Raw genomic sequence first — 20,179 nt, forward strand, 5'->3', positions numbered from 1 at the left:
ACTCTCCCCTTAGGGCAAGGTGTATTCTGAACAGGAGAAGGAAAGGAGACGGTGATGCTGTCTATCGGTGAGTTTTCAAAGATCTGTCAGGTGTCTGCCAAGACGCTTCGCTATTATGACGAAATCGGACTGCTGCGCCCGGAGGAAATCAATCCGGAAAACGGCTATCGGTATTACAGAGTCGAACAATTGGAGAGAATGCTGTTTATCAACCGCTTGAAGTCGTATCATTTTTCTTTGGAGGAAATCAAGCGGATACTGGGATCTGATGAGGCGGAGGCTGAGATGCTTTGTCAGATTCTCAGCAAAAAGAAAAGTGAGATGGAAAAACAAATGCGGCAATTTCAAAACACTTTGGACCAGTTGGGAGATGATATCGACAGATTACAAGAAGGCAAATCCATAATGAATTATATGGACGAAATCGACGTAGGGCTTGCCGATGTACCGCTGATGAATCTGCTGTCCATGCGCAGGCTGGTCAGAGACTATGAATTCGCAGACGCCTATGGAACATACTTTGGCAGGCTGTTTCGAAAAATCGCCGACCAGCAGTTGACGATGACGGCACCGCCAATGGTCTTGTTTCACAGCAGTGCGTTTATGCCAGAGGGCATGGATACGGAATTTGCAGTTCCCATAGAGGAATGTGTAAAAGGAACGAGAGATTTCCAGCCGGGACTATGTCTGAAGACCATCCTGCACGGATCCTATCGCCAATTGCCTTCTGTATACGCAAGACAGTGCCAGTGGGCAGAAAATCACGGATATGAAGGCAGTGACGCCCTCTACGAAGTCTACGTGACAGATCCTTCTCAGGTCTCAGAGGAAAGTGAACTGATTACGGAAATCTATTTTCCAATCAGAAAGAAAAGAGGAGGATCTTATGAATCAAGAGAAACAGAGAGAACTGGAAGCGATGATCGAGAGTGAATACAGTCATATTGCAGGTCTGACTGTGCAGAAGGGCGGCAGGCTGCTATATGAACATTACTTCAATGGCTGTACGGAGCAGAGCCGCCTACACGTCTATTCCGTGACCAAAAGCATCGTGTCCATACTGATTGGTATCGCTATAGACAAGGGGTATATCAAAAGCGTCCAGCAGAAGGTATTGGACTTTTTTCCGGATTACAGAGTGAAGAAAGGGGAGAAAACCATTGCGGACGTGACTTTGGAACATCTGCTGACGATGACCGCCCCTTATCAATATGAGGAGGCGCCATATATCGATTACTTCACCAGCAGCGACTTCGTGACATTTTCTTTGGATTTGCTGGGCGGTACCAATCAGATCGGAACCTTCAGATATGCCGGCCTCATCGGACCGGATATTCTGTCAGGGATTCTGGTCAAAGCCACCGGCCAGTCCGTCCTCGACTTTGCGAAGGAAAACCTGTTTTCGCCGCTGGGGATGACGGTGGAGCAGCCGGTCGCGTTCAGCAGCCAGGAGGAGCAGATGGCCTTTAATACGCGCTCAGATATCAGCGGCTGGGTCTGTGATGAGGCGGGGACCAATACCGCTGGCTGGGGGCTAACCCTTTCTGCCAGAGATATGGTAAAGATCGGCCAGTTGTACCTGGACGGCGGCGTCTGGGAAGGAAAGCAGATCGTATCCAAAGAGTGGATCGACCAGAGCACCAGAGAACACAGCCGCTGGCAGGAGATGAATCTGCCATACGGTTATCTGTGGTGGGTGAACGACGGCGGATTTTCGGCCATGGGCGACGGCGGCAATGCGATCTATGTTAACGCAGAGAAAGGGCTGGTTATCTCCATCGCCGCATTCTTGCAACCGGAGGCAAAAGACAGTATCGAGCTGATTCAAAGATATATTGAACCTTTATGCTGACCATAGGCGGATCATCTCTTCGATAGAACTTTCCAATTCGTCCAGAGGAATCTGATTATAATAAAAGATCAAAGCGGCGGTATCCTGGTCGGTCAGGCTGGCGGCGGGCAGGACGTTGAGTCCGATGATCTTCGCCATGGCGGAAAGCTGACCGGGGTCTTTGCGAGTCCGCACTTTGAGGATGATGTTGATGCCCGAGTTGGTATTGGTGGGCGTGGTAAATCCTTTTCCGTATTTTGAGAAAGCTGCCAGGGCCGTCTGCAGCTTCTGGGAATAGAGGTTGCGCAGTTTTTTGATGTTGGTATAGTACAGCCCGTCTTCCATGAAAAGCGCCAGCGTCAGCTGCTCTGTCTTTGAGCAGGTCTGCGTATAGTCGCTTTTGATAGCATCGAAGATTTCTACCATTTCCTTAGGCAAAACCATGTAGCTGATTTTGATAGCAGGAAAGAGGGTGGACGAGAAGGACCCCAGATAGACGACGCGGGCGTTCTTGTCCAGTCCCTGCAGGGCGGGGACTGGTTTGCCAAAATAGCGCAGTTCACTGTCGTAATCGTCCTCCAGAATAAAGCTGTCGTTTTCATCTGCCCATTCGAGGAGGCGGTATCTCTTGCCGATGGGCATGACGGAACCCGTGGGAAATTGATTAGAGGGACTGACGTAGACTGCCGCCGGAATGTTGGTCGGCAGTTTTTCAATCATGATGCCGTCAGAGACGACGGGAATCTTCGTAATGCTCATACCGTGGTCGCGAAAGATGTTCTGTACTGGCAGGTAACCGGGATCTTCTGTCGCCACATGACCGATATTCATCTTGCGCATGATACGGCAAAGATGAGAGGTCAGCTGCTGGGTACCGGCGCCGATGACGATTTGGTCGGGGGCGGCGATGACACCGCGGGACGTATAAACGTATTTGGAAACCTCAAAGCGAAGGGCCGCTTCGCCTTGGGGGTCACTCTCAAATAAAAGCAAATGGGAATATTCATTGAGCACTCGCGACATACATTTCTTCCACTTATTGAAATCAAAGCAGGATAAATCGTATTTGTAGGCCGAATCCTCAAAGGTGTAGGTCGTAAAGTCATAGCTGATATTTGTATGGGCCTTTTCATCAGAAAAGTGCCCTGCGATACTGGCGACATAATAGCCGGACTGCGGCTTGCTGGTCACATAGCCTTCTACCAGTAATTGATTGTAGGCTAGTTCTGTCGTGGTAATACTGATGGATAGATCCCTGGACAAACGCCGCAGAGACGGCAGCTTCTCTCCTGCGTTCATATTGCCGCAGTTGATTTCATCCTTCAGATACCGGTATAACTGTATGTAGAGTGGTGTAGAACTATTGTGATTAAACTGTAGTGTAATCGGCTTCATTTCAGCAAAAACCTCCAAACTGTTCATATGAAAATAATTAAATTTGCATATTTAATTATTTACACTTTAATGCTATTATAATACTGCGATAGAAAATGTCAACAGATAGAATATGAAACAGGTGAGAATAATGATCAGAAATGAAAACGATAATAAGATAACAGCCATCGTGATGACTGGACTGATGATGTGTTTGATTATGGTAGCGACCATGTTCATCAAACTGCCTATTCCATTTACCCAAGGGTACGTGCATTTGGGCGATTCCATGATTTTCCTCTCCATTCTGGTGCTGGGAAAGAAGAACGGCAGTATCGCGGCTGGCGTGGGTTCTGCCATGGGAGACATCATCGGCGGCTATGCCTTCTGGGCGCCGTGGACTTTAGTTATCAAATTCCTCATGGCCTTCCTCATGGGCGCCTTTGTTGAACATATGGAGAAAAAGGGCAGGAACAATACAGGCAGCTTTGGCATATCAGCCATGGAAATCGTCGGTATGGTCATTGCCGGCATCGAAATGGTAGTCGGTTATTACATTGCGTCTGCAGTGATGTACGGCAATTTGCTGGTACCTGTTCCAAGCATTCCGTGGAACGTCGGTCAGTTCGCCGTGGGTATGGTCATTGCAAGTATCATCGCATCAGCGCTGTGTAAGACGCCGGCAAAGAAATATTTTGCCATCAAATAAGAACAGAATTTCAAGCGAGAGAATGAGAATTCTCTCGTTTTTTTATGTGTTTCATGATATCATATATGAATAGAATTGCAGGAGAGTGGGTTAATATGAAGAGAAAGAGAGTTTTTGCTGTTTTCTTAGCCGTTGTTGTTTTATTAAGCCTCACCGTGACGGCCTTTGGTGGCAACAGTGACGAGGATCATAAAAGCGTGAAAGTCGCCTTTGTTGAGCAAGAAGGGCTGATGGAAAAAGACGAAGACGGCAATTTGAGCGGATATTCATATGATTACATCATGAAGATGGCGCAGTATGCCAACTGGGATGTGGAATTCGTATTCCCTACAACGGACAGTTTAGATGGGGCCATCGTGGAGATGATGGATAAGGTAGAAAAAGGCCAGGTGGATATGATCAGCGGATTGGTCTATAACGAGGCATTGGCGGACATGTACGCGTATCCGGAGAAAGGTTACGGGTACGCTTTTACGACTTTGCTTGCCAGTAAGACCAATACTGCTATCAACGGGGACAATTTGGCTTTGCGCAAAAACTTGAAAGTCGCTGTGATGGATATGGCGGATACCAGAAATGAAGAGTTAGACGCCTTCTGCAAATCCAACAACATCGAGTATACTGAGGTTAAATGTAAGTCAGCAGAAGCACAATTGGAAGCTATTAAAAATGGAAAAGCAGACGTCATGGTATCTTTGAGCCTCTTACCGCTGGCCGGAACCAAAGTCATAGCCAGCTTTGCCGACAGACCCTTTTATTTCGCCTGCTCAAAAGATTATTCGCAGCTTTGTCGTGAGATAGATAAGGCGATAGAGTCTATCGAGTACGTTGAGCCGGATTACCGGAAAGATCTGCATGACAAGTATTTTTCTGACAAAGAGGGAGAATGCGCATTCAGTACCGCCTCTCAGACGTACATTGAGAAAAAAAAGAAACTGAAGGTTTTGGTGCCCGATGAGGTTAAACCGCTGCAGTCACAAGAACCCAGCGGCACCTATAAAGGCATTTTTGTCTCCTTTATGAAGCGCCTGACGGAGGCGACCGGCCTAAAAGTTGAGCTGTGCAGCCTGCCCAAAGGAATGACGCTGAAGGAGGCCATGGCCTCGGGAAAATACGATATGACGTTGGCTGTACCAGAAGACTACAAGTGGGCAGATGAAAACGGATTGATTTTCTCCGTGCCGCTTCTAACCAGTGATAAGGTACTGTATTATAACAAGTCGGCCGATATCTCCGACCTGTCTAAGCTTACACAGTGTAAAACAGGAGATTTAGAAAAGGAGATGAAACGAGTGGAAAAAGGAGATGCAGATTACGGCTATGGTTCTTCCCTGGTTGTCAATTACAATATCTCTAACCACGCATATCAGGAAATAGCCACCCTGCCGGTTTCTGAAGAAAAAAGCAACTATGTCTGTTCCTTCAGCAAGGATGCCTCGCGCGAATTGATTGCCGTCGTAAACGAGGTGATTGAAAATGTGGATTCGGCCACGATGAATTCCTATCTGTTAGAATCGTCGCAAATCGGCAATCAGGCGCTGCTGTCCTCCTGGATTCGTAAGAATCCTGTTCGGGCCATGGGCATCGTCGCCGCCTTTGTCGTGCTTGTCATCAGTCTCATCGCAGTGGTGCTTCTCAATCGCCGTAAAAGAGCAGAAAACTTGAAGCTGCAGAAGGCCAACAATGCAAAGAGTGAGTTCTTATCAAAGATGAGTCATGAGATGAGAACACCGCTCAATGCAATTATGGGAGTGACAGCCCTGGCAGAAGATGAGGTGAACAACCCCCAGGAGATAAGAGAACATCTGAAGTCCATCGATGCCTCCAGCGGTTATCTTCTCAGGCTGATCAACGACGTACTGGATATGGCAAAGATTGAGAGCGGGGAATTTACACTTAAGCCATCCCCCTATAAGTATGAAGACTTTGAACGAACGATCAGGGTGATGATGGAGCCCCTCTGCAAGCAGAAGGAGATTGCCTTCATCTGCAACTATGAACTGGACGGAGCGGATATCTTAGTTGATAAGATCAGATTCGATCAGGTTTTTATCAATCTGCTGACTAATGCGGTCAAATTTACGCCTGCAGGTGGTCGGGTAGAGTTTTCTATACGGGCGGTAAACAACGGCTCAGGATTTTTAGATTCGACCTTTGTTGTCAAAGACTCAGGTATCGGTATGCGAGAGGAGTTTCTCAAAAGCGTCTTTGAACCATTTGCCCAAGAGCGCAATGACGGAGCGGGGGGAGGAACCGGCCTGGGTCTGGCGATTGCAAAGAGCATCGTTGATATGATGGACGGCGTTTTTACCATTGAAAGCAAACAAGACGTCGGCACGACAATTACCATCAGGCTGCTGCTGAAGATGGCGCCTGAAAAAGATATCGCGGAACAGCCGGCAGAAGAGAACAGAGAAAAATCTCTAGCAGGGAAAAAGGTTCTTTTGGTGGAGGATAACGATATGAACCGGGAGATTGCCAAAAAGCTTCTCTTGAAAAAAGACCTTCAAGTTTTCTGTGCCGTAAATGGGAAAGAAGCAGTTGACCAGTTTGCAGACAGCCAGGAGGGCTACTTCGACGGTATTTTAATGGATATTCGGATGCCGGTAATGGACGGTCTGACGGCAACCGGCAATATCCGCGCTATGACTAGAGCAGATGCGAAACATATTCCAATTATAGCCATGACTGCGGACGCCTTTGAGGAAGATATAGAGAAGGCAAAGGCTGCAGGGATTACCAGCTATCTCGCAAAGCCGGTCAACGTCAAGCTGCTCTACGAAACTTTAGAAAATTTGCTGTAACCCATTGCCGTATACTACATATAGTGATATAATGATTTGCGTGACAATATATAATGTGTAGGAGGAAAAAATGGCAATAGAAGAAATAAGCAAAAATGCCCTTACGGTACTAGAGAAAAGATACCTGGGCAAAGACGAAAACGGCAACGTTCTCGAGAGCGTTGAGGACATGTTCCGCAGAGTTTCAGATACAATCGCAGCAGTAGATGCGAATTACGATACCAGTACAAATACGAGAGCGCAAAGCGACGAATTTTACGAGCTGATGACAGACCTCAAATTCCTGCCCAATTCACCGACCTTGATGAATGCAGGCAGGGCTTTAGGACAGCTTTCAGCTTGTTTTGTACTGCCTGTAGAAGACAGTATGGAGGGCATTTTTGATTCTGTCAAAAATGCGGCGTTGATTCACAAATCAGGCGGCGGAACGGGCTTCTCTTTTTCCAGGCTTCGCCAAAGCGGTTCGGCAGTCAGATCCACCGGCGGCGTTGCCAGCGGCCCCGTCAGCTTCATGAAAGTGTTTAACGCCGCTACAGAGGCGGTCAAGCAGGGCGGCACCAGAAGGGGCGCCAACATGGGTGTGCTTCGCATCGATCATCCGGATATTTTAGACTTTATCAACTGCAAAGCCAACAACAGCGAAATCACCAACTTTAATATCAGCGTCGGCATTACCGAGGCTTTTATGGAAGCTGTGGAAAAGCAGAGCGATTACGATTTGATCGATCCGAAGACCAAACAGGCCGTAGGCCATCTCAGCGCGGAGAAAGTCTTTGATATGATTGTCGACCACGCCTGGAGAAATGGAGAGCCGGGCATCATCTTCTTAGACAGGCTCAATCGCGATAACGTAACACCAAGTCAAGGTGAGATTGAAAGTACCAATCCTTGCGGCGAGCAGCCACTGCTGCCATACGAGAGCTGCAATCTGGGCTCCATAAACCTGGTCAAAATGCTTCGCAAGACTCTGACTGGTTACGAACTGGATTTCCGCCTGCTGGGCGAAACCGTAGAAAAGGCCGTGCATTTTCTCGATAATGTCATAGATGCGAATAACTATCCTTTAGAGAAGATTTCTGAAACAACCAGGGCTTCCAGAAAAATCGGACTGGGCGTCATGGGTTGGGCGGATGCACTTCTCATGCAGGGGATTCCATATAATTCTGACGAAGCTGTAGAACTGGCGGAGCGCGTGATGCGCTACATCAACAATACCGGTCATGCTGCAAGTGCCAGATTAGCAGAGAAGAGAGGCACCTTCCCATTATTTTCAGTCAGCACACTCAAGGACGGACCAGCCATGAGAAATGCGACCGTTTCAACGATTGCACCGACAGGCACCCTTTCTATCATTGGCGGGTGCTCTTCTGGTGTGGAGCCGGTGTTCGCGTACGCTTTTATTCGCAATATTATGGACGGTACAGAGATGATCGAGGTCAACCCTGTACTGATGGCAAAGTTGAAAGAACTGGGACTTTATAATGACGACGTTTTGAAGAAGATCGCTTCAGAGGGAACGATTGCTCACTGCGAAGAGATTCCTGAAGAAGTACGCCGCGTCTTCGTGTGCTCTCATGATATTAAACCGATCGACCACATCAAGATGCAGGCTGCTTTCCAAAAATATACGGACAATGCCGTTTCAAAGACTGTCAACTTCCCGAAGGAAGCGACGAGAAACGAGGTCAGAGACGTCTACCTGCTAGCGTATAAAGAAGGCTGCAAAGGTGTGACCATTTACCGCGACGGCAGCCGTGAAGAGCAGGTGCTCAATATCGGTAAGGTGAACCGTGAAGGCGCGCCGATTCAAAGCGTACATCAAAGCCCTTCCAGTTGCCCAACCTGCGATGAAATCGATTTTGGACATATTGAACCGCGTCCTCGCCCCGACATCACACGTGGATTTACTGAGAAGATGAAAATCGGCTGCGGCAGTCTGTATGTAACGACTAACTATGATGAGAATGGAATCTGTGAAGTGTTCACCAGCACGGGTAAGGCAGGCGGCTGCCCAAGCCAGAGTGAAGCGACGGCAAGACTGGTGTCCGTGGCTCTGCGCAGCGGAATTTCCATCAACGAAGTCTATGACCAGCTGAAAGGAATCAGATGTCCGTCCACGATTAGACAGCAGGGTATGAGCTGCACATCCTGCCCGGACGCCATCGCCAAAGTGGTAATGAAAGTTTCTAAGCTGATTGAAGAGCAGCCGAAAGAAAGGGCAGGCTATGAGATGCCGACGGAGACGCCTGTTCCTCAGAGACATCCCATCGTACCAGCCACCGCAAATGAGATTCACGCCTGCCCGGAATGCGGAAGTGTCGTTGAACATGAAGGCGGCTGTGTCATCTGCCGCAACTGTGGATTTTCCAAGTGTGGCTAAACTTGAACGATAGAATAGGATTTGCACCGGCTCAGGCCGGTGCATTTTTTTCTGCGCCCTGCGAGCATTTGCCACGCAGTTACGCAGAATTGGGCGAATTGGGCAAAACGGTTACGCATGCGAACAGGGCAGAGCGGCATTTGCATAACGGAGGCCGGGCAGCAGAGGGGCAGTTACGCAGAATTGGGTGAATCCGGCAAAACGGTTACGCAAGCCAGCCGGGCAGAGCGACATCTGCATAACGGAGGCCGGGCTGCAGAGGGGCAGTTACGCAGAATTGGGCGAATCCGGCAAAACGGTTACGCATGCGAACAGGGCAGAGCGGCATTTGCATAACGGAGGCCGGGCAGCAGAGGGGCAGTTACGCAGAATTGGGCGAATCCGGCAAAACGGTTATGCAAGCCAGCCGGGCAGAGCGGCATCTGCATAACGGAGGCCGGGCAGCAGAGGGGCAGTTACGCAGAATTGGGTGAATCCGGCAAAACGGTTACGCATGCGAACAGAGCAGAGCGGCATTTGCATAACGGAGGCCGGGCAGCAGAGGGGCAGTTACGCAGAATTGGGTGAATCCGGCAAAACGGTTACGCATGCGAACAGAGCAGAGCGGCATTTGCATAACGGAGGCCAGGCTGCAGAGAGGACGGCGGGTAGAAAACAGGTTTGGAATGAAAAAAGTTGGCGAATTTGTTTGACCATCCGAAATTCGAAAGCTATAATAAGAGGCAAACAGATAGGAGACGCCATGCTGAGAAGATATGTGGAACAGATTTTAAATTTATATAATTATATCGATGGAATTCTGGTGGTAGATGCCAAGGGAATCATCGAGTATTTTGTCACCTACAGGCCAGACGTCAATAATTTGAAAGAGAAGGACCTGATTGGCAGGCATGTTCTGGAGATTTATCCGAATCTGACGGAGGAAAGCAGCAGCCTGCTCAGGGTACTGAAAACAGGCAAGCCTATTTCCAATGAATATCAGGCCCTGTCTACGTATAATGGGCAGAGTATTAATGCCATCAACACCACCATGCCTATCAAAGCCGGTGACAGAATCATCGGAGCTGTGGATGTCTCTCGGTATATGGACTCGGCCTATGAACGACAGGATATCACCCTTGAGCTGAAGGATAAATCCGAAGAGAAAGCGTTATATACAGTGGACGACATTATCACTTCGTCACAGCAGATGGAGCTGATTAAAGAGCGCATTTGTATGATTGCCGATACCGATTCCTCGGTATTGATCGTTGGTGCTACAGGTACAGGCAAAGAACTGGTGGCGCAATCCATTCACACCAGCAGTTGCCGCAGAAAAAAACGCTTCGTATCACAGAATTGTGCGGCCATCCCGGCTAATCTGCTGGAAAGCATCCTCTTCGGCACGGTCAAAGGCAGTTATACCGGAGCGGAGAACAGGCCGGGCATCTTTGAAATTGCCAACGGCGGTACCATTTTTCTCGATGAAATCAATTCCATGGAGATCAGTGTCCAGGCAAAGATCCTCAAGGCGATCGAGGAAAAGAAAATCACTAGGATCGGAGGCGTAGCCCCAATCCCCATCGACGTGAAAATCGTCTCTGCCATCAACGAGAACCCCATCGACTGTATGGAGGCCGGCAAGCTGAGAGAAGACTTGTTCTACCGTCTCAGTGTAGTGCAGCTGACCCTGCCTCTGCTGAAGGAACGACGCAACGACTTGTTTTTTTTGGTCAACCATTTTATCGGAGAATACAACGAGAAAATGCACCGCAGCATTATCGGCATCGACGAGACGGTGGAAGAGATTTTCCGCAGCTACGATTGGCCGGGCAATGTCAGAGAGCTGAAAAACGTCATCGAAGGCGCTTTCAACGTCACCTCCTCTGGTTTTATTCAGAAAAAAGATCTGCCGGAATATCTGCTCAATGCCATGGAACGGAGCCAGTGCGGCGCCATAAACGGACATTGTATCGACCTAGATCATCCTGCATTTTCTCTGAACAAAACTATGGAAGAGTTTGAAAAGGATTTGATTCGCCGTGCGCTGAGCGGAAGCAGGAACTTGTCGGCGGCCGCAAGGAAAATGAAAATTTCTAAACAGACTTTGAGCTACAAGATGAGTAAATATAATTTGGAGTAAAATGACAAGTTTTTATGACAAAGGAGTAAAAATTTTTTGACTCCTAAAATGCGCAATGTATGAAACCGCTGAAAAAGCGGTTTTTCTTTTTGGCACGACTTTTGCTCTTTATAATGGCAGAGTAAAAGTTTGGAGGCGATAGAAATGAATGAAGAAAAAAAGAAGCTGGACATCGACGCGATTCCGGGAGAACGGTGGTTTCCCAAGGAAACCACTTTTGAAGAGGATATGAATCAATATTGGGGAGACTGGGGCGTTTCGTCTGAGGTGGATACGCTGAAAGCAGTTCTGCTGAGACGGCCGGGCAAGGAGGTAGAACACTTTGACGCTGCGGAATACCGCTTTGCAGACGTACCTGTAGATGTGGAGCTGATGCGCAGGCAGCACGACGCTGTGGCACGGATCTACAAGGAGCACGGGGTAAAGGTATACTATGTGGAGGAACAGAGGGAGGACAGGCCCAACGCCGTATTCTGCCGGGATCTGATGTTCATGACACCGGAAGGCGCCATCATCACCAGACCGGGCATGGCAGCGAGAAGAGGCGAAGAACGGTATATCGCAAAGGCGCTGGCAGACCTGGGGGTGCCCATCGTAAGAACCATCAACGGCGACGGCATGTTTGAAGGCGCCAACGCCATGTGGGTAGACCGCAAAACGGTAGTCCTTTCCACAGGCAGCCGATGCAACCGCAGTGGTTATGAACAGGTGGAGACCGAGCTGCGCCGCATGGGTGTTACAGAAGTCATTCACATGCAGCAGCCCTACAGCAACATTCACATCGACGGCCTGATGAATGCGGCCAGCAATGACGTGGTCATGGTTCACGCATCCCAGGTGCCTTATGACGTGTTAGATGTGCTGAAGAGGAAAGGTTATAAGGTTCTGGAAGCGCCGTCTACGACGGAGGTGAGAGAAACCTTCGGCTGTAACTTCGTGGCACTTTCGCCGGGGTTGGTTTTGATGCCGGAGGGGAATCCCCGCTGTCAGGCTCTTCTCGAAGAAAACGGCATCAAAGTGCTGACGGTAGACGTTTCGGAAATCATGAAAGGCAGAGGCGCGCTGCACTGCATCACCGCATTTTTGAAGAGAGGTTAGAAGGATGGAAAAAAGAAGAGACATTGACGCGATTCCAGGCGAAAAATGGTTTCCTAAGGAATCATCCATCATCGACGATATGAAGGATCTCTGGGGAGACTGGGGCGTTTGCTCAGAAGTGGATACGCTGAAGGCGGTATTGATGCGCAGGCCGGGGAAAGAGATCGAACACTTTGACTGGCAGGCAGCAAGGTTTAAGGAAGCGATCGATCCTGTGCGCTTTCGGGCACAGCACGATGCCTTGGCGGACATCTACCGTGCTCACGGCGTCAGGGTCCACTACATAGAGGAACAGCGGGAGGACAAACCCAACGCCCTATTCTGCAGAGACTTAGCTTTGATGACGCCGGAGGGAGCCATTGTGACCAGACCGGCTATGGAGGCGCGCCGCGGAGAAGAACGTTATGCGGCAAAAGCGCTGGCTGACTTGGGGGTTCCCATCATCCGCACCATCTGCGGTGATGCCACCTTTGAAGGCGCCATGGTCATGTGGGTAGATCGCAGAACCGCAATTCTGGCCTCCGGGGTCAGAACCAACCGCAGCGGATATGAGATGGTCGAATACGAACTCCGCCGCATGGGTGTTACAGAAATCCTGCACATGCAGGTGCCTTACGGCCACGCCCACATCGACGGCAACCTCAACTTTGCCAGCCAAGATGTAGCTATGATACACGCATCGCAGGTACCTTATGACGTGTGTGATGCCCTGAAGAAAAAGGGAATCAAGCTCCTTGAATGCCCGTCGCAGACAGAGGCGAAACAGTCCTTTGCCATCAACTTCGTGGCACTGGCACCGGGTAGGATCGTCATGCCGGCAGGAAATCCGCGCAGCCAGGAACTGCTCGAACAGAATGGAATAGAGGTTATACCGGTAGAATTTGATGAAGTGATGAAAGGGTTCGGTGCCATTCACTGCTGCACCGCATTCCTGAAGAGAGGATAAGGTGGAAACTATGGATTTTGGTATATTATCAATACTGCCTCCATTACTTGCAATTGTACTTGCATTTATTACAAAGAACGTTTTGTTATCACTGATTGCGGCGGTATTTGTCGGAGCGACTATGATCGCCGGTAATCCCATTGTGGGATTTGTAGATATCTTCGGCAATTATATGATTCCCAAGATTGCTGACCCGTGGAATGCAGGTGTCATCGCCATGACCTTATTTGTGGGCTGCTTCTCCGTCATGCTGGAACGAGGCGGCGGCGCATGGGCGTTTGGTCAGGCAGTCAAAGATAAGATCACGACGAGAAAGCAGGGACAGATTGCAGGCTGGATTGGAGGATTGATGATTTTCTTCAGCGACTCCTCTAACTCCGTTATCGTAGGACCGATTTTGCGGGCCGTTACAGACAGGCTGAAAATCTCCAGGGAGAAGCTGGCTTACATCTGCGACTCGACGGCATCGTCGGTACCCCTGCTTCTGCCTATCACTGGCTGGGGCGCGCTGGTTATGGGAATTTACAAGGAAAGTCTGCCTGCTGGTACAAACCTGGTTGACGTGTTTGTCAAATCCGTTCCTTTTAATCTGTACACCATTACCATTATTTTGATGGTGCTGGTCGTTGCGGTGACAGGCTGGGATTTCGGACCGATGAGAAAGGCTGAAATCAGAGCGAGAAAGCTTGGCAAGCTGACTGCCGATGATGCCCATATTAAAAAATCGGAAACATTTCAATTGAAAGAAGGAGCACATCCTACAGCCTGGGGTTTGATTGTTCCTCTGATCGTCCTGATTGGCAGTCTCTTTGCCACTATGTACTATACTGGACCGAAGGGTGAGGGCTTTATGAACACCATCACCAACAGCGATACGATGCTCAGTCTGACGGTAGCTTTTTTCTCTGCAGCACTGGTAGGCGTATTGATTGCCATGAAGAATAAAGTCCTCACCTTTAAAGAGGGGTATCAGGTATTCATTGACGGATTTCAACAGATGATTGAAGCGATCTTGATTCTGATCTTTGCATGGTGCATCGGGGGCGTGACTTCTGACGTAGGAGCAGCGGACTACATTGTAGAGGCGACAAGAGGCTTTATGACACCGGGCATCATGTTCATATCCTTGTTTATAACAGCATGTATCACATCTTTTGCAACGGGTTCCAGTTGGGGTTCTTTCGCCATTTTCCTGCCAATTGCCATTCCGCTGGCACTGGCCAATGACGTTTCTATTTACCCGGCAATTGGAGCCAGCTTGGCAGGCAGCTTGTTCGGCGATCATTGTTCACCGATCAGTGATTCGACGATTTTGGCATCCCTGGGAGCATCCTGTGATCATCTCGCCCATGTGAGAACGCAGTTGCCGTATGCGGTGTTAGCGGCTTTAGCTTCGATTGCTGGATTTGTCACAGCGGCAATCACTATGAACGGCTTTATATCGCTGGCGGTAAGCATCGTCTGCATGGTGCTGTTCCTTTACATCATGAACCGTGTGGACAAAGGGAGACATCCGGAAAGCGAGACGACAGAATAGCGATTATTCTTGCAATGGACATCTGGAAATGGTATCATTTCTATATAACTTAAAAAGGGAGCTCATAGTAATGGGCTGAGAGGAGGCTGATACTGCCTCGACCTGCAACCTGATTTGGATAATGCCAACGTAGGGAAATATTTGCGGAACAGAAACTGTCAATGAACCTATGCGGCGATTGGCAGTTTTTTGCGTGTAAGCGTGTTTGGACGTGAGGATTCCCCGCGCAGATACTAAGACTTACAGCAGACTGCGGCATTTGACAAAGAACACTGAAAAGGAGAAATGAAAATGAGACAGTATGCAACACAGATGGAAGCGGCCCGCAGAGGCATTGTTACGCCGGAGCTTAGGATAGTGGCAGAAAAGGAGCGGATGAGTGCAGAGGAACTGCTGCCTCTGGTCGCCTCAGGTCAGGTAGCAATCTGCGCCAATCGGCTTCACGAATGCATCAATCCAGAGGGTGTCGGTTCTATGCTGCAGACTAAGATTAACGTCAATCTGGGCGTATCACGGGACTGCAAGGATATGGACGTGGAACTGTCAAAGGTCATGGCGGCAGTGGATATGGGTGCCCACGCCATCATGGATCTTTCCTCCCACGGAGATACCATTCCTTTCCGCCGCAAGCTAACTTCGCAGTGTCCTGCCATAATCGGCACCGTTCCGGTTTACGATTCGGTCATTCACTATCAGAGAGACCTTGATACTTTGACTGCAAAGGACTTTATTGATGTAATCAGGCTTCATGCAGAGGATGGCGTCGATTTCGTCACGCTGCACTGCGGCATTACCCGCAAGACGATTGAACAGATCAAGACGCACAAGCGGAAGATGAACATCGTTTCACGCGGAGGTTCGCTGGTCTTCGCCTGGATGACCATGACAGGAAAGGAGAATCCCTTTTACGAATACTTCGATGAAATTCTCGATATCTGCCGTGAATACGATGTAACCATATCTTTAGGGGATGCGTGCCGTCCCGGCTGCCTGGCCGACGGCAGCGATGTCTGCCAGATCGAGGAACTGGTGCGCCTGGGTGAATTGACGAAGCGAGCCTGGGAAAAGGATGTCCAGGTCATGGTCGAGGGGCCGGGACACATGCCTATGGACCAAATTGCTGCTAACATGAAATTGCAGCAGACGATCTGCAGCGGCGCGCCCTTTTATGTGCTGGGGCCGATTGTCACTGATATCGCTCCCGGTTATGACCACATTACGGCGGCTATCGGCGGAGCCATTGCTGCGGCAGCAGGCGCAGCCTTTCTCTGCTATGTGACGCCGGCAGAACACTTGGCGCTGCCAAATGTGGAGGACGTGAAGCAGGGCATTATGGCCGCAAAGATCGCCGCCCATGCAGGGGACATCGCCAAAGGGGTCCGCGGCGCACGAGAGATGGACGACCGCATGGCAGACGCCCGCAGAGAGCTGGACTGGGAAGCGCAGTGGGCGTGCGCCATGGACCCTGAGACGGCAAAGCGAATCCGTCAGGAGCGCAAGCCGGAACACGACGATACCTGCTCCATGTGCGGCAAGTTCTGCGCTGTGCGCAGCATGAACAAAGCTTTGGCAGGAGAGCATATCGACATACTGTAGACACTGCTGCTGACGATGAGGAACCTGACTGCTGGCCAGTTACTGGGTTCGTTCAAGCGGACCATTGACGGAGGGAAATTGATTCGCTGCGATTTCCGCTCCGTTTTTTGTGCCTTGATTTTACGTATGCGTAAAGTATGGCACTCCCCACCATGGCATCAGCCGCAGACGGCTGTATACGGAGAAACTACCATAAAATGTAAAAATGATTGACAAATAACTGTTAAAAATGTAAAATAAATACATACAGGAGAAGGCGGAATGAGACCGCAGGGGTAATCGCTGCTTTGGGAACAAAAGCTGGTTTTATTCCGAATCACGTTGTGCTTGCATCGAAAAAAGGGTAGAATAAAGAAACAGCATAGCGTAGCAAAGCATTGCATTGCCTTTTCGTACCAGCCTGCGCCGTGGCAGGACCTATGCTATAAAAATCAGGAGGAAAACGATGAAGAAGATGATGAGCTGTCAGGAGGCAGCCTGGCGTTGGGGGATTTCTGACCGACGGGTATCCAAACTCTGTGCAGAGGGACGTATTCCGGGTGCATACAAAGAAGACCGCAGATGGCTGCTGCCGGAGGACGCACAAAGACCTTCTGATTTACGTATCAAGGATTCTTTCTGCCTAAGAAAGCCGACTTTGGCTTACAGAGCCAAACGGCCGCTGCCCATCGGTGTATCAGATTATTGTAGAGCCACGATGAATTATTACTACATCGATAAGACCCTGATGATTAAGAATGTGCTCGATGAACTGCCTGCAATATCCTTGTTTACCCGGCCGCGCCGCTTTGGCAAAACCCTGAATATGGATATGCTTCGCGTGTTTTTTGAAAACACAGGGGAAGACACCTCCGTCTACTTCAGGGACAAGAAAATCTGGCGGTGTGGAGAGAAATACAGACGCCATCAGGGCAGATACCCAGTGATTTTTTTTACCTTTAAAGATATCAAGTTTGCCACCTGGAAGGAATGCCTCGAGATCATCGGATTGCTCTTTCAAAGAGAGTTCGGCAGACATATGGAACTTCTTGAGAGCGACCGCTGCAGTGACTTTGAAAAGGCGTATTTCCGAAAGATTCTTGCCCTAGAAGCAGGCAGCGCAGAACTGACCCAGGCGTTGTCCCGGCTCTCTAAGATGCTGGACGATCACTACGGCGTCGCACCGATTTTAATCATAGACGAATACGATACGCCTGTACAGCAGGGTCATGTGAGGGGGTATTACGATCAGGTAGTGACCTTTATGCGAAACTTCTTCTCAGATGGCCTCAAGGATAACACGCATCTCTCTTACGGCTTCCTGACTGGTATATTGCGCGTGGCAAAGGAGAGCATCTTCAGCGGCCTCAATAATCTCAACGTGAATTCCATCCTCGAGGAACGATACGGCGAATATTTCGGTTTTACGCCGGATGAAGTCAGAGAGATGTGCAGATATTATGGCGTGCTGGAGAAATATGCAGAAGTCTGTGAGTGGTACGACGGCTATCGCTTTGGGAACAGCGAGATCTTCAATCCATGGTCTGTGATCAATTACTTTAATCGAAAATGTGAGCCGCAGGCGTTCTGGCTTTCCACCAGCAGTAATGATATCATCGGAGAGGTATTGGAGGCTGCTACGCCGGAAATACGTGCTAAATTGGCGGAACTGATGCTGGACGGGACGGTTTTGACCACGGTAGACATCGGTGTCATCTATCCGCAGATGAAAAAGAATCCGGCTTCGGTCTACAGCTTTCTGCTGATGACAGGATATCTGAAAATCGTAAAAAAGGAGCAGCAGTACAACGGCGCATATATATACCGTGTTGCGCTTCCCAACAAAGAAATCAAGCTTGCATATAACACAGAGATTCTCGCTGTGATGGAGGAGATTGTCTCATACGGTGTAGTCTCTGCCATACAGGAGGCCCTGTATATGGGGAATGGCAGTCTGCTTCAAGAAGAACTATCGCAGCTTTTGATGCGGACTGTGAGCTTTTACGATACGGCATCAGAGAGCTTTTATCACGGTCTGCTCTTGGGATTGTGCGCAGTGCTTGCAGGATACTATTTTATCAGTTCCAACAGGGAATCCGGGATTGGCCGTTATGATATCCAGTTGATGCCGCGGAAAAAAGGTATGCCGGGCATTCTCATAGAACTGAAAATCGCTCCGCAGGGCAGCAGTGAAGAACAGCTTCAAAAATTGGCCGACAAAGCTCTCCGTCAAATAAAAAGCTGCAGCTATGAAACGGAGCTGCAGCGGCAGGGTGTCGATAAAATTATTAGATACGGCGCGGCTTTTTGCGGAAAACAGGTGCAAGTAAAGGTAGAAGAATCTTAGGGCGAAAGTTGCTCTGTTAGACCAGCCCGTTGTTTACCAAAAACTTGGCGGCGTTAACCTCATCTTTCAGAATGCGGCGAGCGTATTTTGAAAGAAAAATACTGTCGCTGCTTTTGGCGCGCAGACTGTCAGCAATGAACAAGGTTACCGTTCTGCGGTTGGCAATCTTGAGAATCTCTTTCATTTTGCCTAAAGAGGCAAGGGACTTCAGCGAGGATAGAGACATGTCGATATCCAGATCCATATCGTCATTGGCGGAGATAACCGCCTGTTCTAACGCCTCGAGAAAACCGTTCTTCCGATATAAGATCAACGGGTCCAGATTAAAAATCTTTGCCGCTACGTCTGCCTGTTTCAGAGTGCGCTTATCGAATTCATTTTTTGCGAAAGTATAATAGCCGCCATCATATATTTCAAATGTTTTCATGGCATCCAGATAACCGATGCGGAGAATTCTCTTCGTATTTGTGTGATCAAAGACGAGAAAATCTCCTAGATCCCATTTGCTTTTAATAAAGGTCAGATTTGGCACTTCCTCTAATTCTTCCGGCCTGAAACGTCCGATGGCATCCAGATAGACAGCGATAACCTCTGTAGCGCCTTTCTCCAGCGCCATGGAAACCGGAAGATTATCCTCATATCCTCCATCGATAAAGTCCTTCCCGTTGATTTGATGCGTGTGGACTGCCGGGAAAGCCGATGCGCTGGCAGTGATATAATCGTAAAGCTTACCTCTTGGGATATCTTCTTTCCATACATAGTAGGGTTTCATGGCAGGAAATTCGACGGTCAGCAATCCGTATTCGATGGGGGAATCACGGACCACGTCTTCATCGATATATTCTCGCATCATTTTCTGCATTCCCGTCGATCCAGCGCCTCGGTTGACGACAAATTCTTTTGCAAAGTCCTGAATTTGAGCGTCTGCATCTACGTCAAAAACCATGTCGGTCGCCATTTCCCTCCAAAGATTTGTTGTCTTCACCACGTCGCCTTGGACGACCATGGCGCCATTGATGGCACCAACCGAAACACCGACCACAATATCTATTTTAATACCTAATTCGGAAAGCGCCTGCCAAACTCCACATTGATAAGCGCCGCGGGATCCTCCCCCGCTTAAAACTAATGCAATTTTTCTTTCATTCATATACACAATCCCCCTTTATTTATGGTATACTATGATATTATACCACGACAGTTCCAATAAAAATAGAATTGAATGTCGTGATTCAATGGTTTCTACCCTGCGACAACATATTGCTCAGCAATATTCCTACGCTCGCACAGTTCACTCCGCTGTCCGTTCTGCCTAGCCAAGCAAGCTTGGGGCAGAAAGGCAACGTCGTAAGAACGAGAAACCATTATACCATGTGCATTCCTTTAAGAAAATAATCGAAGCACATGATTCAATGAACGCTTCTTTGCAGCGAAGCTATAAGATATTTGCGTTCAT

Annotated in this window: 14 protein-coding genes and 1 riboswitch; of the genes, 12 read left to right on the forward strand and 2 right to left on the reverse strand. The window is 49.0% G+C overall.

The features are described 5' to 3' along the window. Positions 1–54: 54 nt before the first annotated feature. Together BN6539_RS06165 and BN6539_RS06170 are read left to right on the forward strand one after the other, a co-directional pair. Positions 55–933, forward strand: a complete 879-nt coding sequence (locus tag BN6539_RS06165; RefSeq protein WP_067535223.1) for a MerR family transcriptional regulator — start codon at positions 55–57, stop codon at positions 931–933. After that, positions 887–1,852: a serine hydrolase domain-containing protein gene (locus tag BN6539_RS06170; RefSeq protein ID WP_067535226.1), complete on the forward strand. Its 966-nt coding sequence runs from the start codon at positions 887–889 to the stop codon at positions 1,850–1,852. The genes BN6539_RS06165 and BN6539_RS06170 overlap by 47 nt, the downstream gene beginning before the upstream one ends. Here the strand turns inward: BN6539_RS06170 and pdxR are convergent. After that, complete coding sequence (pdxR, locus tag BN6539_RS06175) at positions 1,844–3,226, reverse strand: MocR-like pyridoxine biosynthesis transcription factor PdxR (RefSeq protein WP_067535229.1); 1,383 nt, start codon at positions 3,224–3,226, stop codon at positions 1,844–1,846. The genes BN6539_RS06170 and pdxR overlap by 9 nt on opposite strands. A gap of 130 nt (positions 3,227–3,356) precedes the next feature. Between pdxR and BN6539_RS06180 the strand changes: the two genes are divergently transcribed. The 10 genes from BN6539_RS06180 (at position 3,357) to BN6539_RS06230 (ending at position 18,723) form a co-directional block, all read left to right on the forward strand. After that, positions 3,357–3,914 carry an ECF transporter S component gene (locus BN6539_RS06180; protein ID WP_067535232.1) on the forward strand — a complete coding sequence of 186 codons (558 nt, stop codon included), beginning with the start codon at positions 3,357–3,359 and terminating at the stop codon, positions 3,912–3,914. A gap of 95 nt (positions 3,915–4,009) precedes the next feature. Beyond that, positions 4,010–6,718 (forward strand): ATP-binding response regulator, encoded by a 2,709-nt coding sequence (locus BN6539_RS06185; RefSeq protein ID WP_067535234.1) that lies wholly within the window; start codon positions 4,010–4,012, stop codon positions 6,716–6,718. Between the two features lie 70 nt (positions 6,719–6,788). Beyond that, positions 6,789–9,098 (forward strand): vitamin B12-dependent ribonucleotide reductase, encoded by a 2,310-nt coding sequence (locus BN6539_RS06190; protein ID WP_067535237.1) that lies wholly within the window; start codon positions 6,789–6,791, stop codon positions 9,096–9,098. 187 nt (positions 9,099–9,285) lie between these two features. Further along, positions 9,286–9,528: a hypothetical protein gene (locus tag BN6539_RS06200; RefSeq protein ID WP_067535243.1), complete on the forward strand. Its 243-nt coding sequence runs from the start codon at positions 9,286–9,288 to the stop codon at positions 9,526–9,528. A gap of 312 nt (positions 9,529–9,840) precedes the next feature. After that, the gene (locus BN6539_RS06205; protein WP_067538133.1) at positions 9,841–11,220 is read left to right on the forward strand and encodes a sigma-54 interaction domain-containing protein; all 1,380 of its coding nucleotides are present in this window, start codon (positions 9,841–9,843) and stop codon (positions 11,218–11,220) included. A 144-nt stretch (positions 11,221–11,364) separates the two neighbouring features. After that, positions 11,365–12,318 (forward strand): dimethylarginine dimethylaminohydrolase family protein, encoded by a 954-nt coding sequence (locus tag BN6539_RS06210; protein ID WP_067535246.1) that lies wholly within the window; start codon positions 11,365–11,367, stop codon positions 12,316–12,318. A 4-nt stretch (positions 12,319–12,322) separates the two neighbouring features. Continuing rightward, positions 12,323–13,264 carry a dimethylarginine dimethylaminohydrolase family protein gene (locus BN6539_RS06215; protein WP_067535249.1) on the forward strand — a complete coding sequence of 314 codons (942 nt, stop codon included), beginning with the start codon at positions 12,323–12,325 and terminating at the stop codon, positions 13,262–13,264. Positions 13,265–13,274: 10 nt separating this feature from the next. Continuing rightward, positions 13,275–14,801, forward strand: a complete 1,527-nt coding sequence (locus tag BN6539_RS06220) for a Na+/H+ antiporter NhaC family protein (RefSeq protein WP_067535251.1) — start codon at positions 13,275–13,277, stop codon at positions 14,799–14,801. Positions 14,802–14,845: 44 nt separating this feature from the next. After that, positions 14,846–14,954: riboswitch (TPP riboswitch) on the forward strand. 138 nt (positions 14,955–15,092) lie between these two features. Next, entirely contained in the window at positions 15,093–16,397 is a 1,305-nt protein-coding gene (thiC, locus tag BN6539_RS06225; protein ID WP_067535254.1) for a phosphomethylpyrimidine synthase ThiC, read from the forward strand. Between the two features lie 445 nt (positions 16,398–16,842). Beyond that, positions 16,843–18,723, forward strand: coding sequence for an AAA family ATPase (locus BN6539_RS06230; protein WP_067535257.1), 1,881 nt, complete (start codon positions 16,843–16,845; stop codon positions 18,721–18,723). 16 nt (positions 18,724–18,739) lie between these two features. On the opposite strand, the gene BN6539_RS06235 is transcribed toward BN6539_RS06230, so the two are convergent. After that, complete coding sequence (locus tag BN6539_RS06235; protein WP_067535259.1) at positions 18,740–19,873, reverse strand: patatin-like phospholipase family protein; 1,134 nt, start codon at positions 19,871–19,873, stop codon at positions 18,740–18,742. Positions 19,874–20,179: the final 306 nt, after the last annotated feature.

Source organism: Emergencia timonensis, from assembly GCF_900086585.1.
GTDB lineage: Bacteria > Bacillota > Clostridia > Peptostreptococcales > Anaerovoracaceae > Senimuribacter > Senimuribacter timonensis.

Excerpts from the sequence above, each read along its gene's own strand:
- BN6539_RS06165 (WP_067535223.1), top strand. The coding sequence starts at position 55 with ATGCTGTCTATCGGTGAGTTTTCAAAGATCTGTCAGGTGTCTGCCAAG.
- BN6539_RS06170 (WP_067535226.1), top strand. The coding sequence starts at position 887 with ATGAATCAAGAGAAACAGAGAGAACTGGAAGCGATGATCGAGAGTGAA.
- pdxR (WP_067535229.1), bottom strand. The coding sequence starts at position 3,226 with ATGAAGCCGATTACACTACAGTTTAATCACAATAGTTCTACACCACTC.
- BN6539_RS06180 (WP_067535232.1), top strand. The coding sequence starts at position 3,357 with ATGATCAGAAATGAAAACGATAATAAGATAACAGCCATCGTGATGACT.
- BN6539_RS06185 (WP_067535234.1), top strand. The coding sequence starts at position 4,010 with ATGAAGAGAAAGAGAGTTTTTGCTGTTTTCTTAGCCGTTGTTGTTTTA.
- BN6539_RS06190 (WP_067535237.1), top strand. The coding sequence starts at position 6,789 with ATGGCAATAGAAGAAATAAGCAAAAATGCCCTTACGGTACTAGAGAAA.
- BN6539_RS06205 (WP_067538133.1), top strand. The coding sequence starts at position 9,841 with ATGCTGAGAAGATATGTGGAACAGATTTTAAATTTATATAATTATATC.
- BN6539_RS06210 (WP_067535246.1), top strand. The coding sequence starts at position 11,365 with ATGAATGAAGAAAAAAAGAAGCTGGACATCGACGCGATTCCGGGAGAA.
- BN6539_RS06215 (WP_067535249.1), top strand. The coding sequence starts at position 12,323 with ATGGAAAAAAGAAGAGACATTGACGCGATTCCAGGCGAAAAATGGTTT.
- BN6539_RS06220 (WP_067535251.1), top strand. The coding sequence starts at position 13,275 with ATGGATTTTGGTATATTATCAATACTGCCTCCATTACTTGCAATTGTA.
- thiC (WP_067535254.1), top strand. The coding sequence starts at position 15,093 with ATGAGACAGTATGCAACACAGATGGAAGCGGCCCGCAGAGGCATTGTT.
- BN6539_RS06230 (WP_067535257.1), top strand. The coding sequence starts at position 16,843 with ATGAAGAAGATGATGAGCTGTCAGGAGGCAGCCTGGCGTTGGGGGATT.
- BN6539_RS06235 (WP_067535259.1), bottom strand. The coding sequence starts at position 19,873 with ATGAATGAAAGAAAAATTGCATTAGTTTTAAGCGGGGGAGGATCCCGC.